Source organism: Thermogemmatispora aurantia (genome assembly GCF_008974285.1).
Lineage (GTDB): Bacteria > Chloroflexota > Ktedonobacteria > Ktedonobacterales > Ktedonobacteraceae > Thermogemmatispora > Thermogemmatispora aurantia.
On the sequence record NZ_BKZV01000009.1, the window covers coordinates 104,130 to 119,641 of the forward strand.

Sequence of the window (15,512 nt, forward strand, 5' to 3'; positions counted from 1 at the left end):
AGGGTCCAGTATGTGTCAGGCTCCTATTAACAGACTGACAGCAGTGGCATAGAGAGTCTATAACGCCGCTTGCTTCCAAATATGGCTATTGTCTAATCGAAGATGGCCATTTATCATAGCTTTAGCTTTTTATCTGTATCTCTTTATTGCCGTGAAGAAAGGGAACTGGCCAGAAAAGCTAATGGAAACGAAGTCTTTCAAAGGGGAGAAGAGTGGAGAGCGAATAGCGTATCATATTACTATTCATGATATGCCCAGCAGTGAACGCCCACGCGAGCGTCTGCTGTCCTATGGGCCACAGGCTCTCTCGACTGCCGAACTGTTAGCCATTGTGCTGCGCACTGGGACGAGGCGCAACAACGTTGTGGAGCTAGCGGCGAAACTCCTGGTGCTGTATGGTGGGCTTGGTGGCCTCATGGGGGCAGATCTGGCCAAGCTATGCCGCGAGCACGGGCTGGGCGCTGCTAAGGCGGCCCAGCTCAAGGCGGCGCTGGAGCTGGGTCGACGTCTGCAGCTAGAGCAGCCGGAGGCTCGTTATCGCATCACCTCACCGGCTGATGCAGCGCGCCTGGTCATGATGGAGATGGCCTATCTGGAGCACGAGGAAATGTGGATTCTGCTGCTGGATACCAAGAATCAGGTGGTGGCGATCGAGAAGCGCTACAAAGGGACGGTCAACAGCTCAGTTCTGCGTGCAGCCGAAGTCTTTCGGCCTGCGATCCTGCGCAATTGTCCGAGTATTCTCATTTGCCACAATCACCCGAGTGGGGACCCGACGCCTTCGCCGGAGGACATGGCCGTTACCGAGCAGCTAGTTGCCGCCGGGCGCCTCCTTGATACCGAGCTAATCGATCATCTGGTGATTGGAAAGCAGCGCTATGTGAGTCTGAAGGAGCAGCTCCGTTGGTAGCGCTGACCGGCCAGGTTCGGGCAGCCTGCTGACCGTGCCGGCGCCTCTGGGAAAGGGAAGGGAAGCGAAGCGATCGACCTGGCAGAGGAGGGAAGGCCAGGCCAGGATTGGGGCGAGGCAAGGGGAGGAAGAGGGAGAAGAAGAGAGAGCGGCTGCGATGGGGAGTGTCCAGAAGGAGCCGGGGAAGGAAGACCTTCCCCAGTCCCATCGCAGCCGTTTGAAAGCAGAAAGACTCAGCTAGCGCGGACGACCGCCTCCTCCGCTGCTTGTGGGCCAGTCTGGTCCTGACTGCGGTCCTGATCTCCCTCGCCGGCGGCACTCTCAGAGCGGGGGGAGGGCAGGCCGCCCTCCAGGGCTGTAGCCAGCACCTGCTTGATATCATCGACGAAGACGAACTCCATCTGCTCGCGCAGCTCGCGCGGCAGGTCCTCCAGCAGATCCTGCTCGTTCTTGCGTGGCAGAATCACCGTGTGGATGCCGGAGCGGTAGGCGGCCAGCACCTTCTCCTTGACGCCACCGATGGGCATGACGCGCCCGCGCAGGGTAATCTCGCCCGTCATCGCCACATCGGAGCGCACCTTGCGCCCGCTGGCCAGAGAGACCAGCACCGTCACCATCGTCACGCCCGCCGACGGTCCATCCTTGGGGATAGCTCCCGCGGGAACGTGAATGTGCACGGTCTGGTTCTCGAAGACATTAGGGGGGAGACCCAGGGCGGCGGCGTTCGAGCGCACGTAACTGAGAGCCGCCATGGCCGACTCTTTCATCACATCCCCCAGCTGCCCCGTCAGGATCAGCTGACTCTCCTTGCTGGGCATGACCGCCGCCTCAACAAAGATGATCTCGCCGCCGACGGGGGTCCAGCTCAGGCCAGTGGCGATGCCGGGGCGATCGATGCGCTCGGCGGCCTCCTCGAAGAAGCGCCAGCGCCCCAGGTACTCGGTCAGCTGCTCCGTGGTGATATGGATCGGCGCTTGACGCCCCTCAGCGATCTGGCGCGCTGCCTTGCGGCAAAGCGTACCAATCTCGCGCTCCAGATTGCGCACACCCGCCTCGCGCGTGTAACCGCGAATAATGTGACGGATCACCTCATCGTCGACGATCAGCTCATCCGGGCGCAGCCCGTTGGCCGCGATCTGCTTCGGCAGCAGATAGTTGCGGGCGATGTGCATCTTCTGTTCCTCGGTGTAGCCCGAAAGCTCCAGAATCTCCATGCGGTCCCGCAGCGGCGCCGGGATTGGCTCCAGTGAGTTCGCGGTCGCGATGAAGAAGACCTTCGATAGATCGAAAGGCAGGTCCAGGTAGTTATCGCGGAAGTTGTAGTTCTGCTCCGGGTCAAGCACCTCCAGCAGAGCGGAAGAAGGGTCGCCGCGCCAGTCGGCCCCAACCTTATCGACCTCGTCGAGCATAATCACAGGGTCGTTGGTTTCGACGCGCCGCAGGGTCTGGATGATGCGCCCGGGCATGGCCCCGATATAGGTGCGGCGATGGCCGCGGATCTCGGCTTCGTCACGAATGCCGCCCAGGGACATGCGCGCGAACTTGCGCCCCAGGGCCCGAGCGATCGACTGGCCCAGCGAGGTCTTACCGACGCCCGGTGGGCCGACGAAGCAGAGGATCGGCTCGCGGTTGAGCTGGCGATTGGCCTCATCCGAGTGCAGCGGCTGCGTCGGGCGGCGCTTATCGGCCTCCCCCTCTGCCGCGGCCTCGGCGGCCTCCTCCTCGCGCCTGGCCCGTTCGGCCATGCGCTCCTCCTTCAGGCGGCGCACGGCCAGGTATTCCAGAATGCGCTCCTTGATCTTCTCCAGGTCGTAGTGGTCCTCATCGAGAACCTGACGCGCCTTCTGGACATCGATCGTTTGACCGGTGCTCTTGCTCCAGGGGAGGCTGACCAGTAGCTCAAGGTAGGTACGGATAATGCTGTACTCAGGCGAGACCGTGGGCAGCTTCTCCAGGCGCGACAGCTCGCGGTTGGCCTCCTTGAGGACCTCCTCGGGCATCCTGGCCTCTTCGATTTTGGCGCGCAGCTCGTTGATCGTAGCCTGCTCTTCGCTCTCCTCGCCCAGTTCACGCTGGATAGCCTTCAGCTGCTCACGCAGGAGGTACTCGCGCTGCATCTTGTTCATTTCTTCCTGGGCGCGGCTCTGGATCTTGCGGCCCAGTTCGAAGATCTCCAGCTCGTGGGCCAGGAAGCTGCTGAGTTCCTTGAGCTTTGCACGCACCGAGTCAAGCTCCAGCAGCTTCTGACGCAGCTGCAGGTCCATCTGGACGAAGGTCGCGATCAGGTAGACCACCTGGCGCGGCTCTTCCAGGTTGAGGTTAGCGGCAGCCGCGGCCTCCGGCACATTCTGGACCAGAGCGACCATGCGCTGGAAATAGCTGACCACGTTGCGCTTGATGGCCTCGGTCTCGGTGTCGCTCTCCTGGATGTCAGGTCGCAGGGTCACGCGCGCCTTCAGGTAGGGCTTTTCCTGAACGAACTCGCCGATGGTCACACGCTCCAGCCCTTTGACGATGATATGGATCGTGCCATCGGGCATGCGAATCATGCGTTCCACGCGCGAGACCGTCCCGATCTTAAAGATGTCGTCCGGCCCGGCCTGCTCGATCTCTGCCGAGCGCTGGGCTACCAGCACGACCAGGCGATTGCCTGGCATGATATCGTTGATCAGGCGAATCGAGCGCTCCTGACCAACCGCCAGCGGCTGCATGGCGAAAGGATAGACCACGACATCCTTGAGGGGAAGGACCGGCAGGATTTCGGGGATCGAGAACCGTTCCTCGTCGTCTTCCTCCCGCTCATCGGCGTAGTGGTGATAGTGATGGTGGGAGCGTTCTTCTCGGGACAGTTCGGGATCCTCATCGACCGCGCGCCGCTGACGCCGCCGCGGCTTCTGACGTGTTGAGGGTGAGCTAGCGGTGGCCGCTCGCCCGCCACGCGCCGGGCGCCGCCGCGCAGGAGCACTTTTCGCCTGAGTCTCCTCTTCATCTCGTTTCCCCTGAACCTGTTCTTCCTCTTCTTCTTCTCCGACCGCCTGCTCAGGCATAAGCCCGCGCTTCTTCTGATCCTTTTCCATAAACCTTTCTCAGTCAGTAGTTCGTTCGGTTCATTCGCTAATAGCTACTTCTCCGTGGCACTCTGCCGAACCTGGACGCGCTGAGGCTCGCTGTGGGTCGCGGGCAGCTTGGGCAACGTGACCCAGAGAAAGCCGTTTTCGTAGCGTGCCGTCACTGCCTCGCGATCGATGGGCGAGGGAATGAAGACCTCAAGGCGAAAAGGTCCATAGCGGATCTGCGCCTCCTGATAGTAGAGGTTCTCGCGGTCCTCATTGTCATCTCGCCGCTCGCCGCTGACTACCAGCGCGTCTTCGTAGAGTGTGACATTGATCTCATCCTCTGACATGCCGGCAAGCTCTATCTTCACGACGACCTGCTCCGCCGATTCGCGTATATCGGCGGGAGGACGCCAGACCTCCGAGTGTTGGAGGAGCGCCTGCTGACTCTGCCAGAGAACTTCCTGCAACAACTGGCGATAGTGACGTTGCAGTTGTTGCCCCGACCCATCGGTATAACGATAGGTCACAGAGCGGTAGCGCATCCGCATACTGGTTTACCTCGTTTCACTCTCCTCAAACGGATCGTGAGGCGTGACCTACATGCAGCTTCCCTGCTCGTTTCGTTGATGACCGTTGGCCTGCTGAACTCCGCTGGGCTGTCGCTCGATCGATCTGGCCGCCTGCCCTGGTCTGGCTCCCTCCATACCTGGCTGGCTCTTTGTTCGCTTGAGTGCTCTCTCCCTGAGCTTGCGAGTCGCTGACGAGTCGATAACTGGTCTGGTCGATAGGTAACTGGTCTGCTAGAAGGATAAAGCGAGCTACACGGACGAACGGTCAGCCACAAGCTGGCAGACAGGCAAGACAGGCAGACAGACAAATCAACACCGCTCCGGCTGGGCTAGACTGGACTGGACCCTGACGGGTCTGGCTCAGTCTCGCCTGCCCTCCGGCCTGTTGCTTTGTCTTGCTGGCCTGCCCTCGCTCCAGAGCCGGAAGACCCGGCTTCCCGCTCCTGCCCTGCCCTGCCCTGCCCTGCCCGTTCGCTTCCCCTTGCCTTCTCTCCTCCCCTGCTACGCGGCGCTGCTGGCTGGGCGTTCCGCCCGGCCTCTGCTTCTTCTTTCTAATTTTCTTTCCTGCAATCTGCTCTCAATCTGCTCTGCGGCGCTCTCTCAGGCGAGGTAGATGGAGTAGGGGAGGGCGAAGACGTTCCGTACAGCCCCGTGGACGCTACACGTGCTGACTACAGCAGAGGAAGATCTTTTTCGCCGCTGGCCAGCGCCTTCTGACACTCCGGGCAGAGGTATTCGTATTCTGAATGGCTCTCTGAGAGGACGTCGCTCTGGATGATGCGCGCGTAGCGCAAACGTGTTGCCTTATTGCACCTGGAGCAGTTGACATATGTATCCGATATTGCAGTCCTTCTGGTCCCAAGGATATCTTCCTGCATGACCGACACATGCCTTTCTTTCTGCTTCAAAGGTCACAATCACCCGGTAGCAGCGTGGGCCAGGGCTACGTGGCGCACAGCTGTCGGCTTCGCTCTGCGCTCTTGGCCTGCTGACCCTCTCACGGGAGCGGAGTGCGTGCGTATGGGCAGGCGTGCCTTCCCATCTGCAGGCCAGGGCCGCCCTTTTGGCCGCCTGGCCTTTTTGATTATGGCATGCGGGCGCGAAAATTGCAAGGTGGTTTGACGTCTTCATGGCGATATGCTACTATGTCTCTTAGGCTTCATTTATTTTTCGTGCGTTTTCAAAAGGTTAGCGGGCAACTCAGCAGCTATCAGGCGCGTCTTTCCTGGTTGGTTAGCCGGGCGCGGCCAGCGCCCTGATATGAATAGAGGGCACTCCCATGATCGCGCGAACACTCTCTCAATGGCTGGCTCGATTGTTTGCATGGTGGCCCGGAAGAAAGCGGCGCTCCCAGCCGGTGGAGGCGGAAACGGGTGGGGCCTCCGGCGCTCATGCACTGGCGTCACGTCAACCTCCTCTGCCGGGCCTGCCCCCGTCTACTGCTCCGTCGACGCCCACTTCCACTTCTCCGGCGACGCCGGCCAGTGGTTTGGCTTCGCAAGCCGGCCCTGCTTCTCGCTACTCGTTCCTTCTGGAAAGCCACGATCTCTTCTTGCCGCCGAAGCTGACAGCTCCGCCTGGTGCCCCCGGTGGGTTGCCATTCCTCGATCGCAGCCCGCAAGGCTTCCCCGGTCCTCTGGCTGATCCCAACCGCTCCCTGAGCGAGCGTATCCGCTGGATGCGGGAAAATGATCTTCTCTCGTCTGGCGAGGTCTCGTCTGGCGAGGCCGCCGCGCAAGCGGAGGCAGGGGAGAGCGCGGCGGCCAGTGAGGCGAGCGACTCTTCTCCGGCGACTCTCCTCCAGCAGCGCCGTCTGGAGTTCCTGCGCTATCTGGTCAGGCGCGGCCTGGTTAATGAGGGCTTCGAACAGGAGGATCTTCCAGAGCAGTATCGTCGTCTTCCCTGAGCCGGATCTGCTCCCGCCCTCCCGCCTCTCTGCGCCAGATGTAGCAAGATGACAGGAGGCGGCGACCTGGCTCTCCCGCCCTGGCTTGGCTCGGCTCGGCCAGGGTACGGCCGGCCTGCCTGCCTGCGCCTGATCGATAGGGGCGGCGGAGCAAGCAGATGGTCAGGAGGCAGGGGAAGGCGGCTGTAGGTCAGGTCAAAGGGTAGAGGAAGAGACTTCTCTTTCCTTCCAGCGATGGTGGCGGTGGGTGGTGCAATCGATTACTCTGGTTCCATCCACATCCAGGACTCCAGGGCAGCCAGCGACAGGCTGCTGTCTGCTGTCTGCTCAGTGCTCGCTGATGCCAGGGGGAAGTGGAAGGCTGCCAACGCCGATGGCGACGGTCGGCGAGCGTGTGCCTGTGCTGAGCATGTTCAGCCAGCGAGACGGGCCGTCAACCGAATAAACAGGATGGCGATCGCTTTGTCAGCTCTCGGGGAGAGGAGGTCGGCGTTCGAGGGTGAGCCTCGTTCCCTGCCTGGGTCGGCGGCCTGGCAAAGCGGTCGCGTGCTGTCTTGGGCTGGGCTTGGTTGTTAGTCTTCGATGGCTGTCTCGCTGAGGCGCAGGACCAGGCGGCAGAAATGGAGCATGGCCGCGGCGAACTCCAGATAGGTCTCATCGCTGGGGGCGGCGCGAGGACCAGGTGAGGCGCGTCGGCGTAAGGCCCGGAGCACAACCATGACGTCTTCCTTCAAGGAGGCATCGAGATCGCCGTTCTGCATCAAGCGGATTACCTGGGCCACAATCGAGTCGACTTCACGGCGCATCAGACGGAGTTCTGTTAACCAGGCATCCTCGTCGGCGGGAGGGGGAGCATCGTCGTCCCATGTGGGGACCGGCAGGGTCTTGCTCTCCTCATCGTCCTGTCTGACATCGCTGTAGCTCGCACGTTGTTTGGCCTGGAGGTGAGTAGGGGAGTCAGGTGCTGCGCCTTCGAGTGTGACCCCCAGCTCACGCAGTAGCTCGGCTAGTTCTTGTTCCCAGCCAGCCATGGGACACCTCCTTCTGAAATAACCGCCAGGACGTCCTTGACACATCCAAAGTGTAGCACAGTGTACCATCCCTGTAAATGGGTCGAATGGGCTGAGACACTCGCGTACCGTGCCTGGGAGGAGCAGGCTTCTTCGCGCTGGTTACCTGGCTGCGCCTGCTCGCCTGGTAAGATGCTCCTCCTCCTGCCCGGCCATTTTTACGACGACGCGCTGGCTGGGAAGGTAGAACAAGGCAATTGGTGATGGGACGATGGGACGGCTGGCGGAGACGACAGCTGCCTGCTCTTCTCCGCAGAAGGGGAGGGGTGCGGGGCGGCGCCGGGTTCTGTTCTGCCTTGGGGAACCCGGCGCCTCGGGTCGACTCAGGGCAAGGCCAGGGAAGGCACCTGGGGGAGAATGGGGAGGATCGCCGAGAGTAGCAGGCCCACGACGAGCAGGGCGATAAACCAGGCCTCTAACTTGAGCGTCTCGCGCAGCACAAGATGGAGGCCGGAGGCGAGATCGGTGCGGACGATGCCGCTCACGACGACGACCAGCGTGGGCAAGGTCCAGAGGGCGATGAGCGCGAGATGAGGCGCATGGTGCGGTAGACCGATGATGAGCAGGACAAGGTAAGCGCCTCCCAGCAGGGCTAGAAAGAGGGTCCGGTTGAGACCCAGCCCCAGGGTGTTGGCCAGCGTGCGCTTGCCGGCCTGGGCATCGTCCTCAACGTCGCGCATGTCATTGACGTGCACGAAAGCGGTAGCCAGCAGGCCCGGCATGAGGCTGTAGAGCAGTACCTGCCCGTTCAGCTGGGCCTGCTGCAGGTAGTAGGCTCCCGCAGTGATGAGCGGGCCGTAGATGCAGAAGGCAACCGGCAAGCCGAGCATGAGCGAGGAGAGCGCTCGCCGCGTGGCGCTGTAGAAGTAGGCAGCCAGCAGCCCCAGCAGTCCAAAGAGGAGCAGCGGCCAGCCGGCAGCAAGGGCGAGCAGCAGACCCAGCAGCGAGCCGCCGGCCAGCAGGACCAGGCCAAAGGCCAGAACATGGGTGGGCTTGATCAGGCCCTGCTGAATGAGCTTGCCCGGCCCCAGGGTGTTGCTGGTGTCAATCCCGCGCAGGTAGTCGTAGTAGTCATTGATGAGATTGGCCCCAAGCTGCAGGAGCACTACGGCCAGCAGCCCCACCAGAAAACGCTGAGGGTGCCACTGCCCCAGCCCCAAAGGCCCGCGTAGGCTAAGGAGATGCACCAGAGCCAGGACGCTCCCTAGCAGGAACGGCATGATGCTTAGGATGAGATAGCGTGGCCGCATGCCTTCCCACAAGATGCGCGACCACTCGCTCACGCTGCGCCGATACTCCGCCGGCTGGGCCACCAGCGGGGCCGGCGTGCTAACCGCTTCACTGGCTTCGACCGAGTGCACCGAGACCTCGGGCTGCAGGGTGCTGAGGGTCTGGAGCGACCCCAGGGGAATGGTAGGCACTTCCTCCGCCTGCACCGACTCGGCGGTCACGATCTGCGAACTGGCTTTGATTTCGCTCTCTCCTTGTTTCTTCCCTTTGCCATTGCTGATAGGATCGCTATGCTCTGCAGTCTCTAACTCTTTTGCAGGCTGCTCTTTGTTCGTAAGCTCTTGCTGCGACATATGCCCCCCTTTCGCTGCGCACTTGCCGCTGGCTCCGGCGGTGCACCATTGGGTCCCTTCTTAATGTTGAGAAGATAGAGAGACAGTAGACGATCAAAGATGCTATAGAAGATGACTGCTCCTGGTATCTCAGCTTGCTTGCTATAGGCTGGAACGCAGCCTGTAAGCTGAGCTGGTAACGCCTTCGTCACTGTTAGTATACAACCTGCCAGCCAATCAGCACATCACGAAGGTGCCGCGCCTTTCTCGTTGAGCGCGGCCAGTAGCTCGCTGATCTTTCCCTCAAGCTGCGCCTGTCGCACGGCGACGGTGAGGTCGCCGCGTGTCTTCTCTAAGATTGCACGTGCTGTGTCGGTGGTACGGCGCAGGCCACCGGTGATGGCATCGGGGAAGTCAATGGTGATGAGCAGGGCGTAGATGTCGTCCATGTGCTGCAGGAGCTGCTCGCATTCGGCGAGCCAGCCGTGGCGCAGGCGGTCGAGGACGTAGCGCCGCAGCTCGCCGACGGCCTCCCCCAGGCCATTGAGATAGGGCGCCCAATCGATATGAAGGCTCTGCGGGTGGGGCAAGGCTCTCCCCTGGACCAGGGCCAGAAAGGCTGCCGCCTCGGCATATTCTTTCTGGGCGTCCTGCACGAAGCCGGCGTAGAAGACATCTGGCTGCTCACGCAAGTCTGCCCCGATCTGGGCAAGCAGCTCCGCTGCCCTGGCAAGTAGCTCCTCGGCAGCGGTGAAGTCCCGCCGGTGGGCCGCTCGAATGCTGTTGGCGCAATAGCGGATCAAGGTGCGTGCACGCGGCAGCGCTTGCTCACGCGCGGTGTTTTTCTGGTTGAGATAGTCGAGCGCTTCCTGACCAAGGCTCTCAAGGTTCTCGATCATGGCGTGTCCCTTTGCTGACCTCTTTTCGAATATTGCCAGTGTACCATAGATCAATATGCCTGGCATCTTCTTAGGGTTGCAGACAGCAAAAAATCCCACTCGCCTGGCAACAAAGGCGGGACGAGTGGGATTTTTTGCTGTCTCAGGCTACGGCGCTCGCTCTCTCTCTGCGCTTCTCTGCTCTGGACCGGGGAGGGCGGGCGCGGACTGCCCGCCTTGAGGGAGCAGCTGGGCTAGACCAGGCGCGTTACCTCGATCTCCGGTGGAAATCGCATCTGGTCCAGGTCGCCGGCCCAGAAGAGTTGCTTCATGATCTCGGCTACGGCATAGAGGAGGTGCTGCAGGCTGGCCTCGCGGTTGCGCTCAAAGGGAGCGCTGCCACGGTAGCTGGCAAGGCTGCGGAACCAGGTGTTGATGCCCGTCCGCTCGCTCAGGCGCACCAGATAGACTTCCATCTTCAAGGCCCCGTATTCGACGGGGATGGTGATGCGCAGCTGCGGCTCGTGCTCGATGATGTCCAGGCGGTAGAAGACGCCATAGTGATCGCGCGATGCCTGGAAGATGGAGACTTCGGGCACCTCGTTCTCCGCTCCTTCGTGCTCTTCGTAAGGCTCCGGTTGCTGCTGTTCCATAGTCACTCCTAGGTTAGCCAGCAAACTCTCCAGCTGTTCGTGAATGTTCATGGTTGCGCTTCCCCTTCCTCTTTGCAGCATACTCGTTCGGCAATGGCGCGCTCTGGCGTCCTTGGGCGCGGCGGCCTGGCTGTCTGCTCTCTGCTGTCTCTGTCTTCTGGCACAGGCCGCCTTGCTTACTCTCTTTTTCTCTCAGACGTAGCCAAAAACGGAACTCGCTCACTCAGACACACTGCTCTCTGGAAGGGTGAAGCACTGCCTGGTCTTTTGACGCCAGTCCTGGCTGGCTGGCTGGCGGACCGGCGGGCTGGCGATACGGGGAGGGAGAGAGGCCGTGAGCTGGGAATGCTCTGGGAATGCTCTCCCCGTGCGGGACGGGGGCGGGGAGCTTAGCCGCCGGCCCGCCTGGCGCGGTAGCCGAGCTGTTGCAGGTGCGCCAGGATCTTATCGCAGTGGTCGCCCTGAATTTCAATGGTCCCCTCTTTGACGGTGCCTCCCGCTCCGCAGAGACGCTTGAGGTTGCGGGCGAGCGCCTCCAGTTCGGTCTGGCTGAGAGGCAGGCCGCGGATCACGGTGACCGTTTTGCCGCCACGCTGGGCGCGCTCGCGGCTGACCCGAACGCTTCCCCCGCCGGGTGCGCTGGTCGGGGCCGGCTGGCCTCCGCTCTCGCAACGGCAATGGCGATAGGGCTGATGGCAGACGGGACAATGGGTAACGCGTCCACCATCGGTGCTGTAGACGAGACGATCTGGCATGGCTGTCTTCGCTTCCTTTCTTCTCTTCTCTTCTCTTCTTTCCTGACTGGCTGGCTGGCTGGCGGTACTGCTGCGTCGGTCAGGGTCAGGCGGCGGTGCGTCGTCCTTTGCAGGGGTGAGCGGGCTGGGCCGGCACCTGTGGCGAGCGACGTTGACGCCAGTGGGCGATGAGGGTGGCACCAGCGTAGCAGAGCGTGGCCAGAGTGGCGATGCAGAAGCTGGCGGGCAGGTGCTGCCCAGGCCCCAGGAAGGCGATGAGCAGTCCGCCCCAGGTGCTGCCCAGGCCCAGAAGGACGGCCAACAGGAGAGCACTGGCCGGCGAGGGACTGAGGCGCGCGGCGGCGGCGGCTGGGGCGACCAGGAGGGCAAAGACGAGCAGGACGCCGATGACGAGGACGGAGATGGCGGTGGCCAGCGCGAGGAGCAACAGGAACAGGACGGAGAGCAGACGTACGGGGACGCCACGCGCCGCGGCAACCTCGGGATCGATGGAGGCAAAGAGCAGCGGTCGGTAGAGGATGAGCAGGGCCAGGCTGCAACCGAGGGCACAGGCCAGGCTGAGCCAGACATCTCCACGACTGACGCTGAGGATGGAGCCGAAGAGAATGCCGATGCCGGCGCTGGCATGGCTACCGCTGCTGGAGGCGTAGAGGCTGAGAAAGAGGACGCCCAGGCCCAGGGCGAAGGAGAGCACCATACCGATCTCGATGTCGCGTCCGCGCAGGCGCTCGCCGAGCAGGCCGATGATGAAGGCCGCCAGCAGGCTGAGGGTCACCATGCCGGGCAGGGGACTGAGGCCAAGCAGGGCGGCCCCAGTGGCCCCGGTGAAGCCGATGTCTGTCAGGGCCTCACCGGCGAAGGTTTGGGCGCGAAGGACGACAAAATAGCCAACCAGGGCGGCGGCAATGGCGACGCAGCCGCCGGCGAGGAAGGCGTTCTGGATAAATTCGTGCTGCCAGAGCGTGCTAATGTTCATGTTCCGGATGCTCCTCTCTTGGACGATAGAGCTTTACTTTACCGCGCGCTGGCCTGCTGTGAGAGGCCCGCGCCGGCGGCTGGTAGTAAGCCTGGCTGCTGTGGCCGTCGCTGCCAGCGCGGGGCGATGAGGCGCACGGGGAGATAGACAATGAAGGAGAGGAAGGCGATGAAGAAGCTGACCGGAATGGTGCCGCTGAGGACGGCCAGCAGGATGCCCAGCCAGGTGTAGAGCAGTCCCAGGGCGATAGCCAGCAGGATGACCGCCCCCGGGCGCAGGGCCAGTCGCCCGGCGGTGGCCGCCGGCCCGACAAGCAGGGTGAAGACGAGCAGGGCGCCGACAATCTGAACGGCGATGGCAATGGTCAGGGCCACCAGCACGAGGAAGGCGACGGCTAGCAGACGCACGGGGACGCCACGCGCCTCGGCGACCTCGGGATCGTAGCTGCTGAAGAGGAGGGGTCGAAAGAGGAGCAGGATGCTGACCAGGATCAGCAGGCTTACGCCAAAACTGAGCAGGACGTCGAGACGGCTGATGCCGAGGATGGTGCCGAAGAGGATGCTGTAGACGCGCTCGGCATAGCCGCTGTAGAGAGAGAGGAAGAGCAGGCCCAGGGCGAGGGCGAAGGTCATGAGGATGCCGATGGCCAGATCACGCTCGCGCAGGTTGCGCCCGAGAAGGCCAATGCCGATGGCGGCCCCGATGGTGAAGGCTAGCAGGCCGAAGAGCGGGTCAAGGCCGAGCAGGACGGCGCCGGCGGCGCCCGCGAAGCCAATGTTGGGCAGGGCATGACCGGCAAAGGTCAGGCCACGCAGCAGTAGGAAGTAGCCGGTGACAGCGGCTACGATGGCGATGCAGGTCCCGGCCAGAAAAGCATTTTGGATAAAGGGATAACTCAACAGGCTGATCATGGCGCCTCCGCTCCTTTCTTCCAGCCTCTGGGTTACATATTAAATATCGACGCCGACGACAAAGAGCCGTCCCAGGGCCTCGACGACTTCGACGGGGGCGCCGTAGAGGGCGCTCAGGGTGGCGCTGGTAATGACCTGCTCCGGTTTGCCAATGGCGGCATGCCCGCGCGCCAGATAGAGGACGCGGTCGATGACCGGTAGCAGGGGATTGACGTCGTGAGAGACGAGCAAGACGGTCATGCCGTGCGTGCGACAGAGCCGGGCGATGAGGGCGATGATCTCCTGCTCGTGGCTGAGGTCGAGGTTGGAGAGCGGTTCGTCGAGCAGGAGCAGGCGCGGCTGACTGAGCAGGGCCTGGGCGATGAGCAGGCGCTGCTGCTCGCCGCCCGACAGGTGGGCAACGGGCATGTCGGCCAGCGCCAGGGCATCGACCTCGGCCAGGGCCGCCTCAATGATGGCCTGGCGCCGGCGTCCGCCGGCGGGGAACCAGCCCGGTCCCCAGCGATGGCCATCGAGGCCGAAGCCGACGAGATCGCGCGCGCGCAAACTGAGGGCCCCCTCCAGCGTGCGGTGCTGGGGGGCATAGCCGATCAGCCGGTTGCCGCGGCGCGGCGCCTGCCCAAAGAGGCGCACAGTGCCTGCGCTGGGCCGGATCAGCCCGAGCAGCACCTTGAGGAGGGTGCTCTTGCCGGCTCCGTTTGGTCCCAGTACGGCAATGAATTCGCCCGGGTTGATGGTGAATGTGACTTCCTGCAGGATGGTCCGGCCTCCCAGGCAGACGCTGACTCCCTCTAGCTCGATGACTGGCTCTGAGATTGGCGAGGCCTCCTGACCCCGGCCCCCCAAGGAGGAAGCTTGAGGCGCCGCTCCGGGAGGACTGAGGCGCTGGTCGTGCTTGGTGCTCACTGTGCGTGCTCCTTTTCTGTCCTGTGCTGTGCGTACTGTTCGTACTGTACTGTACTGCCTTGTCTGATCCTCTGCTTGCTTACTTGATTGCTTGTTCGCTCGCTTGCCCCCGCGCGCCAGCCCTGAGCCAGGCCGCCTCGACTGGCCCGGCTCAGGCTGACTTGCTCGCTGAGGTCCGGTCTCTTCTGCCGCTCTCGCTCAAGCTGCCTGGGCCTTTTGCAGAGCTGTCTCCAGGGCATTGAGCTGGTCCAGCATCCATGTCTGATACGTTTTGCCCGGCGGCATGGTCTCGCTCACTGGGATGACTGGAATCTGATGGGCCAGGGCTTCGCTGCGCAGCTTCGCGGTGATGGCTGTGGCGGTCTGCTCATTATAAATGAGAACTTTGATGCGATGCTGCTGGATCTGGTTCTCGACAGCGGCCACGCTGCTGGCCGGGGGATCGTTGCCCTCGGCGATGGCTTTCTGGAAGTCGAAGGGGGTGAGCACGTTCAGCCCCATGAGGGTGGTCTGATAGAGAAAAAGGGTTTCGGTTAGCCCAACTGGGGTGCCAGCGTAGCGCGCTTTGATCTCGGCGAGCTTGTTGGTGATCTGCTCTAGCGAGCTGAGGAACTGCTGCAGGTTGTGCTGGTAGGCGCTGGCGTGGGCCGGGTCAAGTTTCTGCAGGGCCTGGCCGATGGCGCGCGCGATGGCGGCGATGTCGGCAGGACTGTACCAGACGTGTTCGTTGTCCTCCAGCTTGACAGGGGCCAGCTCGTACCCCTTGAGGACGATGCGCCCCTCTTGAGGGGCTGCCGCCAGCAGGTGATCAATCCAGCTGTCGTAGCCACCACCGTTGGCAATGACAAGCCTGGCCTGTGCCACGGCTACGGCGTTCTGAACGTTGCTTTCGTATTCATGCGGGTCGATATTGGGATCGCTGAGAATGCTGGTGACGGTGACATGATCACCGCCAAGCTGGCGCGCAATATCCCCGTAGAAGTTCTCCGCCGCTACGACGGCGAGCTTGCCCGCGCTGTCCCCGCTGCTGCCGCTGAGGGTGCCTGCGCTGCAGGCGCTCCCCAACAGGCTGATGAGTAGAAATAGTCCTACGGCCAGCAGAAAGCGCGCCGCACGGCTTCTGGTCTGATGCATGCCGCTCGCTCCTCCCTCACCACAAGCCCTCGGCGAGCTTGCGGCGTTATTGATACAGTATCTCTCTTACTGAGGAGCATACCACAATGAAGAGATCGCTGTCAATGAGATAATGTCTCAACAAGCGGGCGCTGTGGCGGGAGAGGCGGCGGAGCAGGTGGGCGAGAGCTGCTGCGCCAGCGCCAGTGCCAGCGCCAGGGCGGCCTTGCTCTGCTGGGGGCCAGGC

Annotated in this window: 13 protein-coding genes; 2 read left to right on the plus strand and 11 right to left on the minus strand. The window is 62.5% G+C overall.

Features of this window, described 5'->3' with window-relative positions:
• Window positions 1-181: 181 nt before the first annotated feature.
• A complete protein-coding gene (gene radC / locus KTAU_RS20425) occupies window positions 182-910 on the plus strand; it encodes a RadC family protein (protein ID WP_151730084.1) in 729 nt (242 codons plus the stop codon).
• Window positions 911-1,143: 233 nt separating this feature from the next.
• Here radC and lon read toward each other — a convergent pair whose 3' ends face one another.
• Together lon and KTAU_RS20435 are read right to left on the minus strand one after the other, a co-directional pair.
• Window positions 1,144-3,957 carry an endopeptidase La gene (gene lon / locus KTAU_RS20430; protein WP_228026564.1) on the minus strand — a complete coding sequence of 938 codons (2,814 nt, stop codon included), beginning with the start codon at window positions 3,955-3,957 and terminating at the stop codon, window positions 1,144-1,146.
• A gap of 74 nt (window positions 3,958-4,031) precedes the next feature.
• Entirely contained in the window at window positions 4,032-4,514 is a 483-nt protein-coding gene (locus KTAU_RS20435; protein ID WP_151730085.1) for an Hsp20/alpha crystallin family protein, read from the minus strand.
• A 1,300-nt stretch (window positions 4,515-5,814) separates the two neighbouring features.
• On the opposite strand from KTAU_RS20435, the gene KTAU_RS20440 reads away from it, so the two are divergent.
• Window positions 5,815-6,441 carry a hypothetical protein gene (locus tag KTAU_RS20440; RefSeq protein WP_151730086.1) on the plus strand — a complete coding sequence of 209 codons (627 nt, stop codon included), beginning with the start codon at window positions 5,815-5,817 and terminating at the stop codon, window positions 6,439-6,441.
• Window positions 6,442-7,013: 572 nt separating this feature from the next.
• Here the strand turns inward: KTAU_RS20440 and KTAU_RS20445 are convergent.
• From KTAU_RS20445 to KTAU_RS20485, 9 genes are all read right to left on the minus strand, one after another.
• Window positions 7,014-7,472, minus strand: a complete 459-nt coding sequence (locus KTAU_RS20445) for a hypothetical protein (protein WP_151730087.1) — start codon at window positions 7,470-7,472, stop codon at window positions 7,014-7,016.
• A gap of 362 nt (window positions 7,473-7,834) precedes the next feature.
• On the minus strand, window positions 7,835-9,094 hold the full coding sequence (menA, locus tag KTAU_RS20450; RefSeq protein WP_151730088.1) for a 1,4-dihydroxy-2-naphthoate octaprenyltransferase: 1,260 nt from the start codon (window positions 9,092-9,094) through the stop codon (window positions 7,835-7,837).
• A 224-nt stretch (window positions 9,095-9,318) separates the two neighbouring features.
• Entirely contained in the window at window positions 9,319-9,972 is a 654-nt protein-coding gene (locus tag KTAU_RS20455) for a translin family protein (RefSeq protein WP_151730089.1), read from the minus strand.
• Between the two features lie 233 nt (window positions 9,973-10,205).
• A complete protein-coding gene (locus tag KTAU_RS20460) occupies window positions 10,206-10,655 on the minus strand; it encodes a hypothetical protein (protein ID WP_151730090.1) in 450 nt (149 codons plus the stop codon).
• Between the two features lie 338 nt (window positions 10,656-10,993).
• Window positions 10,994-11,359, minus strand: a complete 366-nt coding sequence (locus KTAU_RS20465; protein ID WP_151730091.1) for a translation initiation factor — start codon at window positions 11,357-11,359, stop codon at window positions 10,994-10,996.
• Between the two features lie 85 nt (window positions 11,360-11,444).
• Window positions 11,445-12,335, minus strand: a complete 891-nt coding sequence (locus KTAU_RS20470) for a metal ABC transporter permease (protein ID WP_151730092.1) — start codon at window positions 12,333-12,335, stop codon at window positions 11,445-11,447.
• Window positions 12,336-12,373: 38 nt separating this feature from the next.
• Window positions 12,374-13,246, minus strand: coding sequence for a metal ABC transporter permease (locus KTAU_RS20475; RefSeq protein WP_151730093.1), 873 nt, complete (start codon window positions 13,244-13,246; stop codon window positions 12,374-12,376).
• Between the two features lie 39 nt (window positions 13,247-13,285).
• Window positions 13,286-14,152 (minus strand): metal ABC transporter ATP-binding protein, encoded by an 867-nt coding sequence (locus tag KTAU_RS20480; RefSeq protein ID WP_228026565.1) that lies wholly within the window; start codon window positions 14,150-14,152, stop codon window positions 13,286-13,288.
• Between the two features lie 198 nt (window positions 14,153-14,350).
• The gene (locus KTAU_RS20485; RefSeq protein WP_151730094.1) at window positions 14,351-15,286 is read right to left on the minus strand and encodes a metal ABC transporter solute-binding protein, Zn/Mn family; all 936 of its coding nucleotides are present in this window, start codon (window positions 15,284-15,286) and stop codon (window positions 14,351-14,353) included.
• Window positions 15,287-15,512: the final 226 nt, after the last annotated feature.

Coding starts and splice junctions, on each gene's coding strand:
- menA (WP_151730088.1), bottom strand. CDS start 9,094: ATGTCGCAGCAAGAGCTTACGAACAAAGAGCAGCCTGCAAAAGAGTTA.
- KTAU_RS20440 (WP_151730086.1), top strand. CDS start 5,815: ATGATCGCGCGAACACTCTCTCAATGGCTGGCTCGATTGTTTGCATGG.
- KTAU_RS20455 (WP_151730089.1), bottom strand. CDS start 9,972: ATGATCGAGAACCTTGAGAGCCTTGGTCAGGAAGCGCTCGACTATCTC.
- KTAU_RS20470 (WP_151730092.1), bottom strand. CDS start 12,335: ATGAACATTAGCACGCTCTGGCAGCACGAATTTATCCAGAACGCCTTC.
- KTAU_RS20445 (WP_151730087.1), bottom strand. CDS start 7,472: ATGGCTGGCTGGGAACAAGAACTAGCCGAGCTACTGCGTGAGCTGGGG.
- KTAU_RS20435 (WP_151730085.1), bottom strand. CDS start 4,514: ATGCGGATGCGCTACCGCTCTGTGACCTATCGTTATACCGATGGGTCG.
- KTAU_RS20475 (WP_151730093.1), bottom strand. CDS start 13,246: ATGATCAGCCTGTTGAGTTATCCCTTTATCCAAAATGCTTTTCTGGCC.
- KTAU_RS20465 (WP_151730091.1), bottom strand. CDS start 11,359: ATGCCAGATCGTCTCGTCTACAGCACCGATGGTGGACGCGTTACCCAT.
- KTAU_RS20485 (WP_151730094.1), bottom strand. CDS start 15,286: ATGCATCAGACCAGAAGCCGTGCGGCGCGCTTTCTGCTGGCCGTAGGA.
- radC (WP_151730084.1), top strand. CDS start 182: ATGGAAACGAAGTCTTTCAAAGGGGAGAAGAGTGGAGAGCGAATAGCG.
- lon (WP_228026564.1), bottom strand. CDS start 3,957: ATGCCTGAGCAGGCGGTCGGAGAAGAAGAAGAGGAAGAACAGGTTCAG.
- KTAU_RS20460 (WP_151730090.1), bottom strand. CDS start 10,655: ATGAACATTCACGAACAGCTGGAGAGTTTGCTGGCTAACCTAGGAGTG.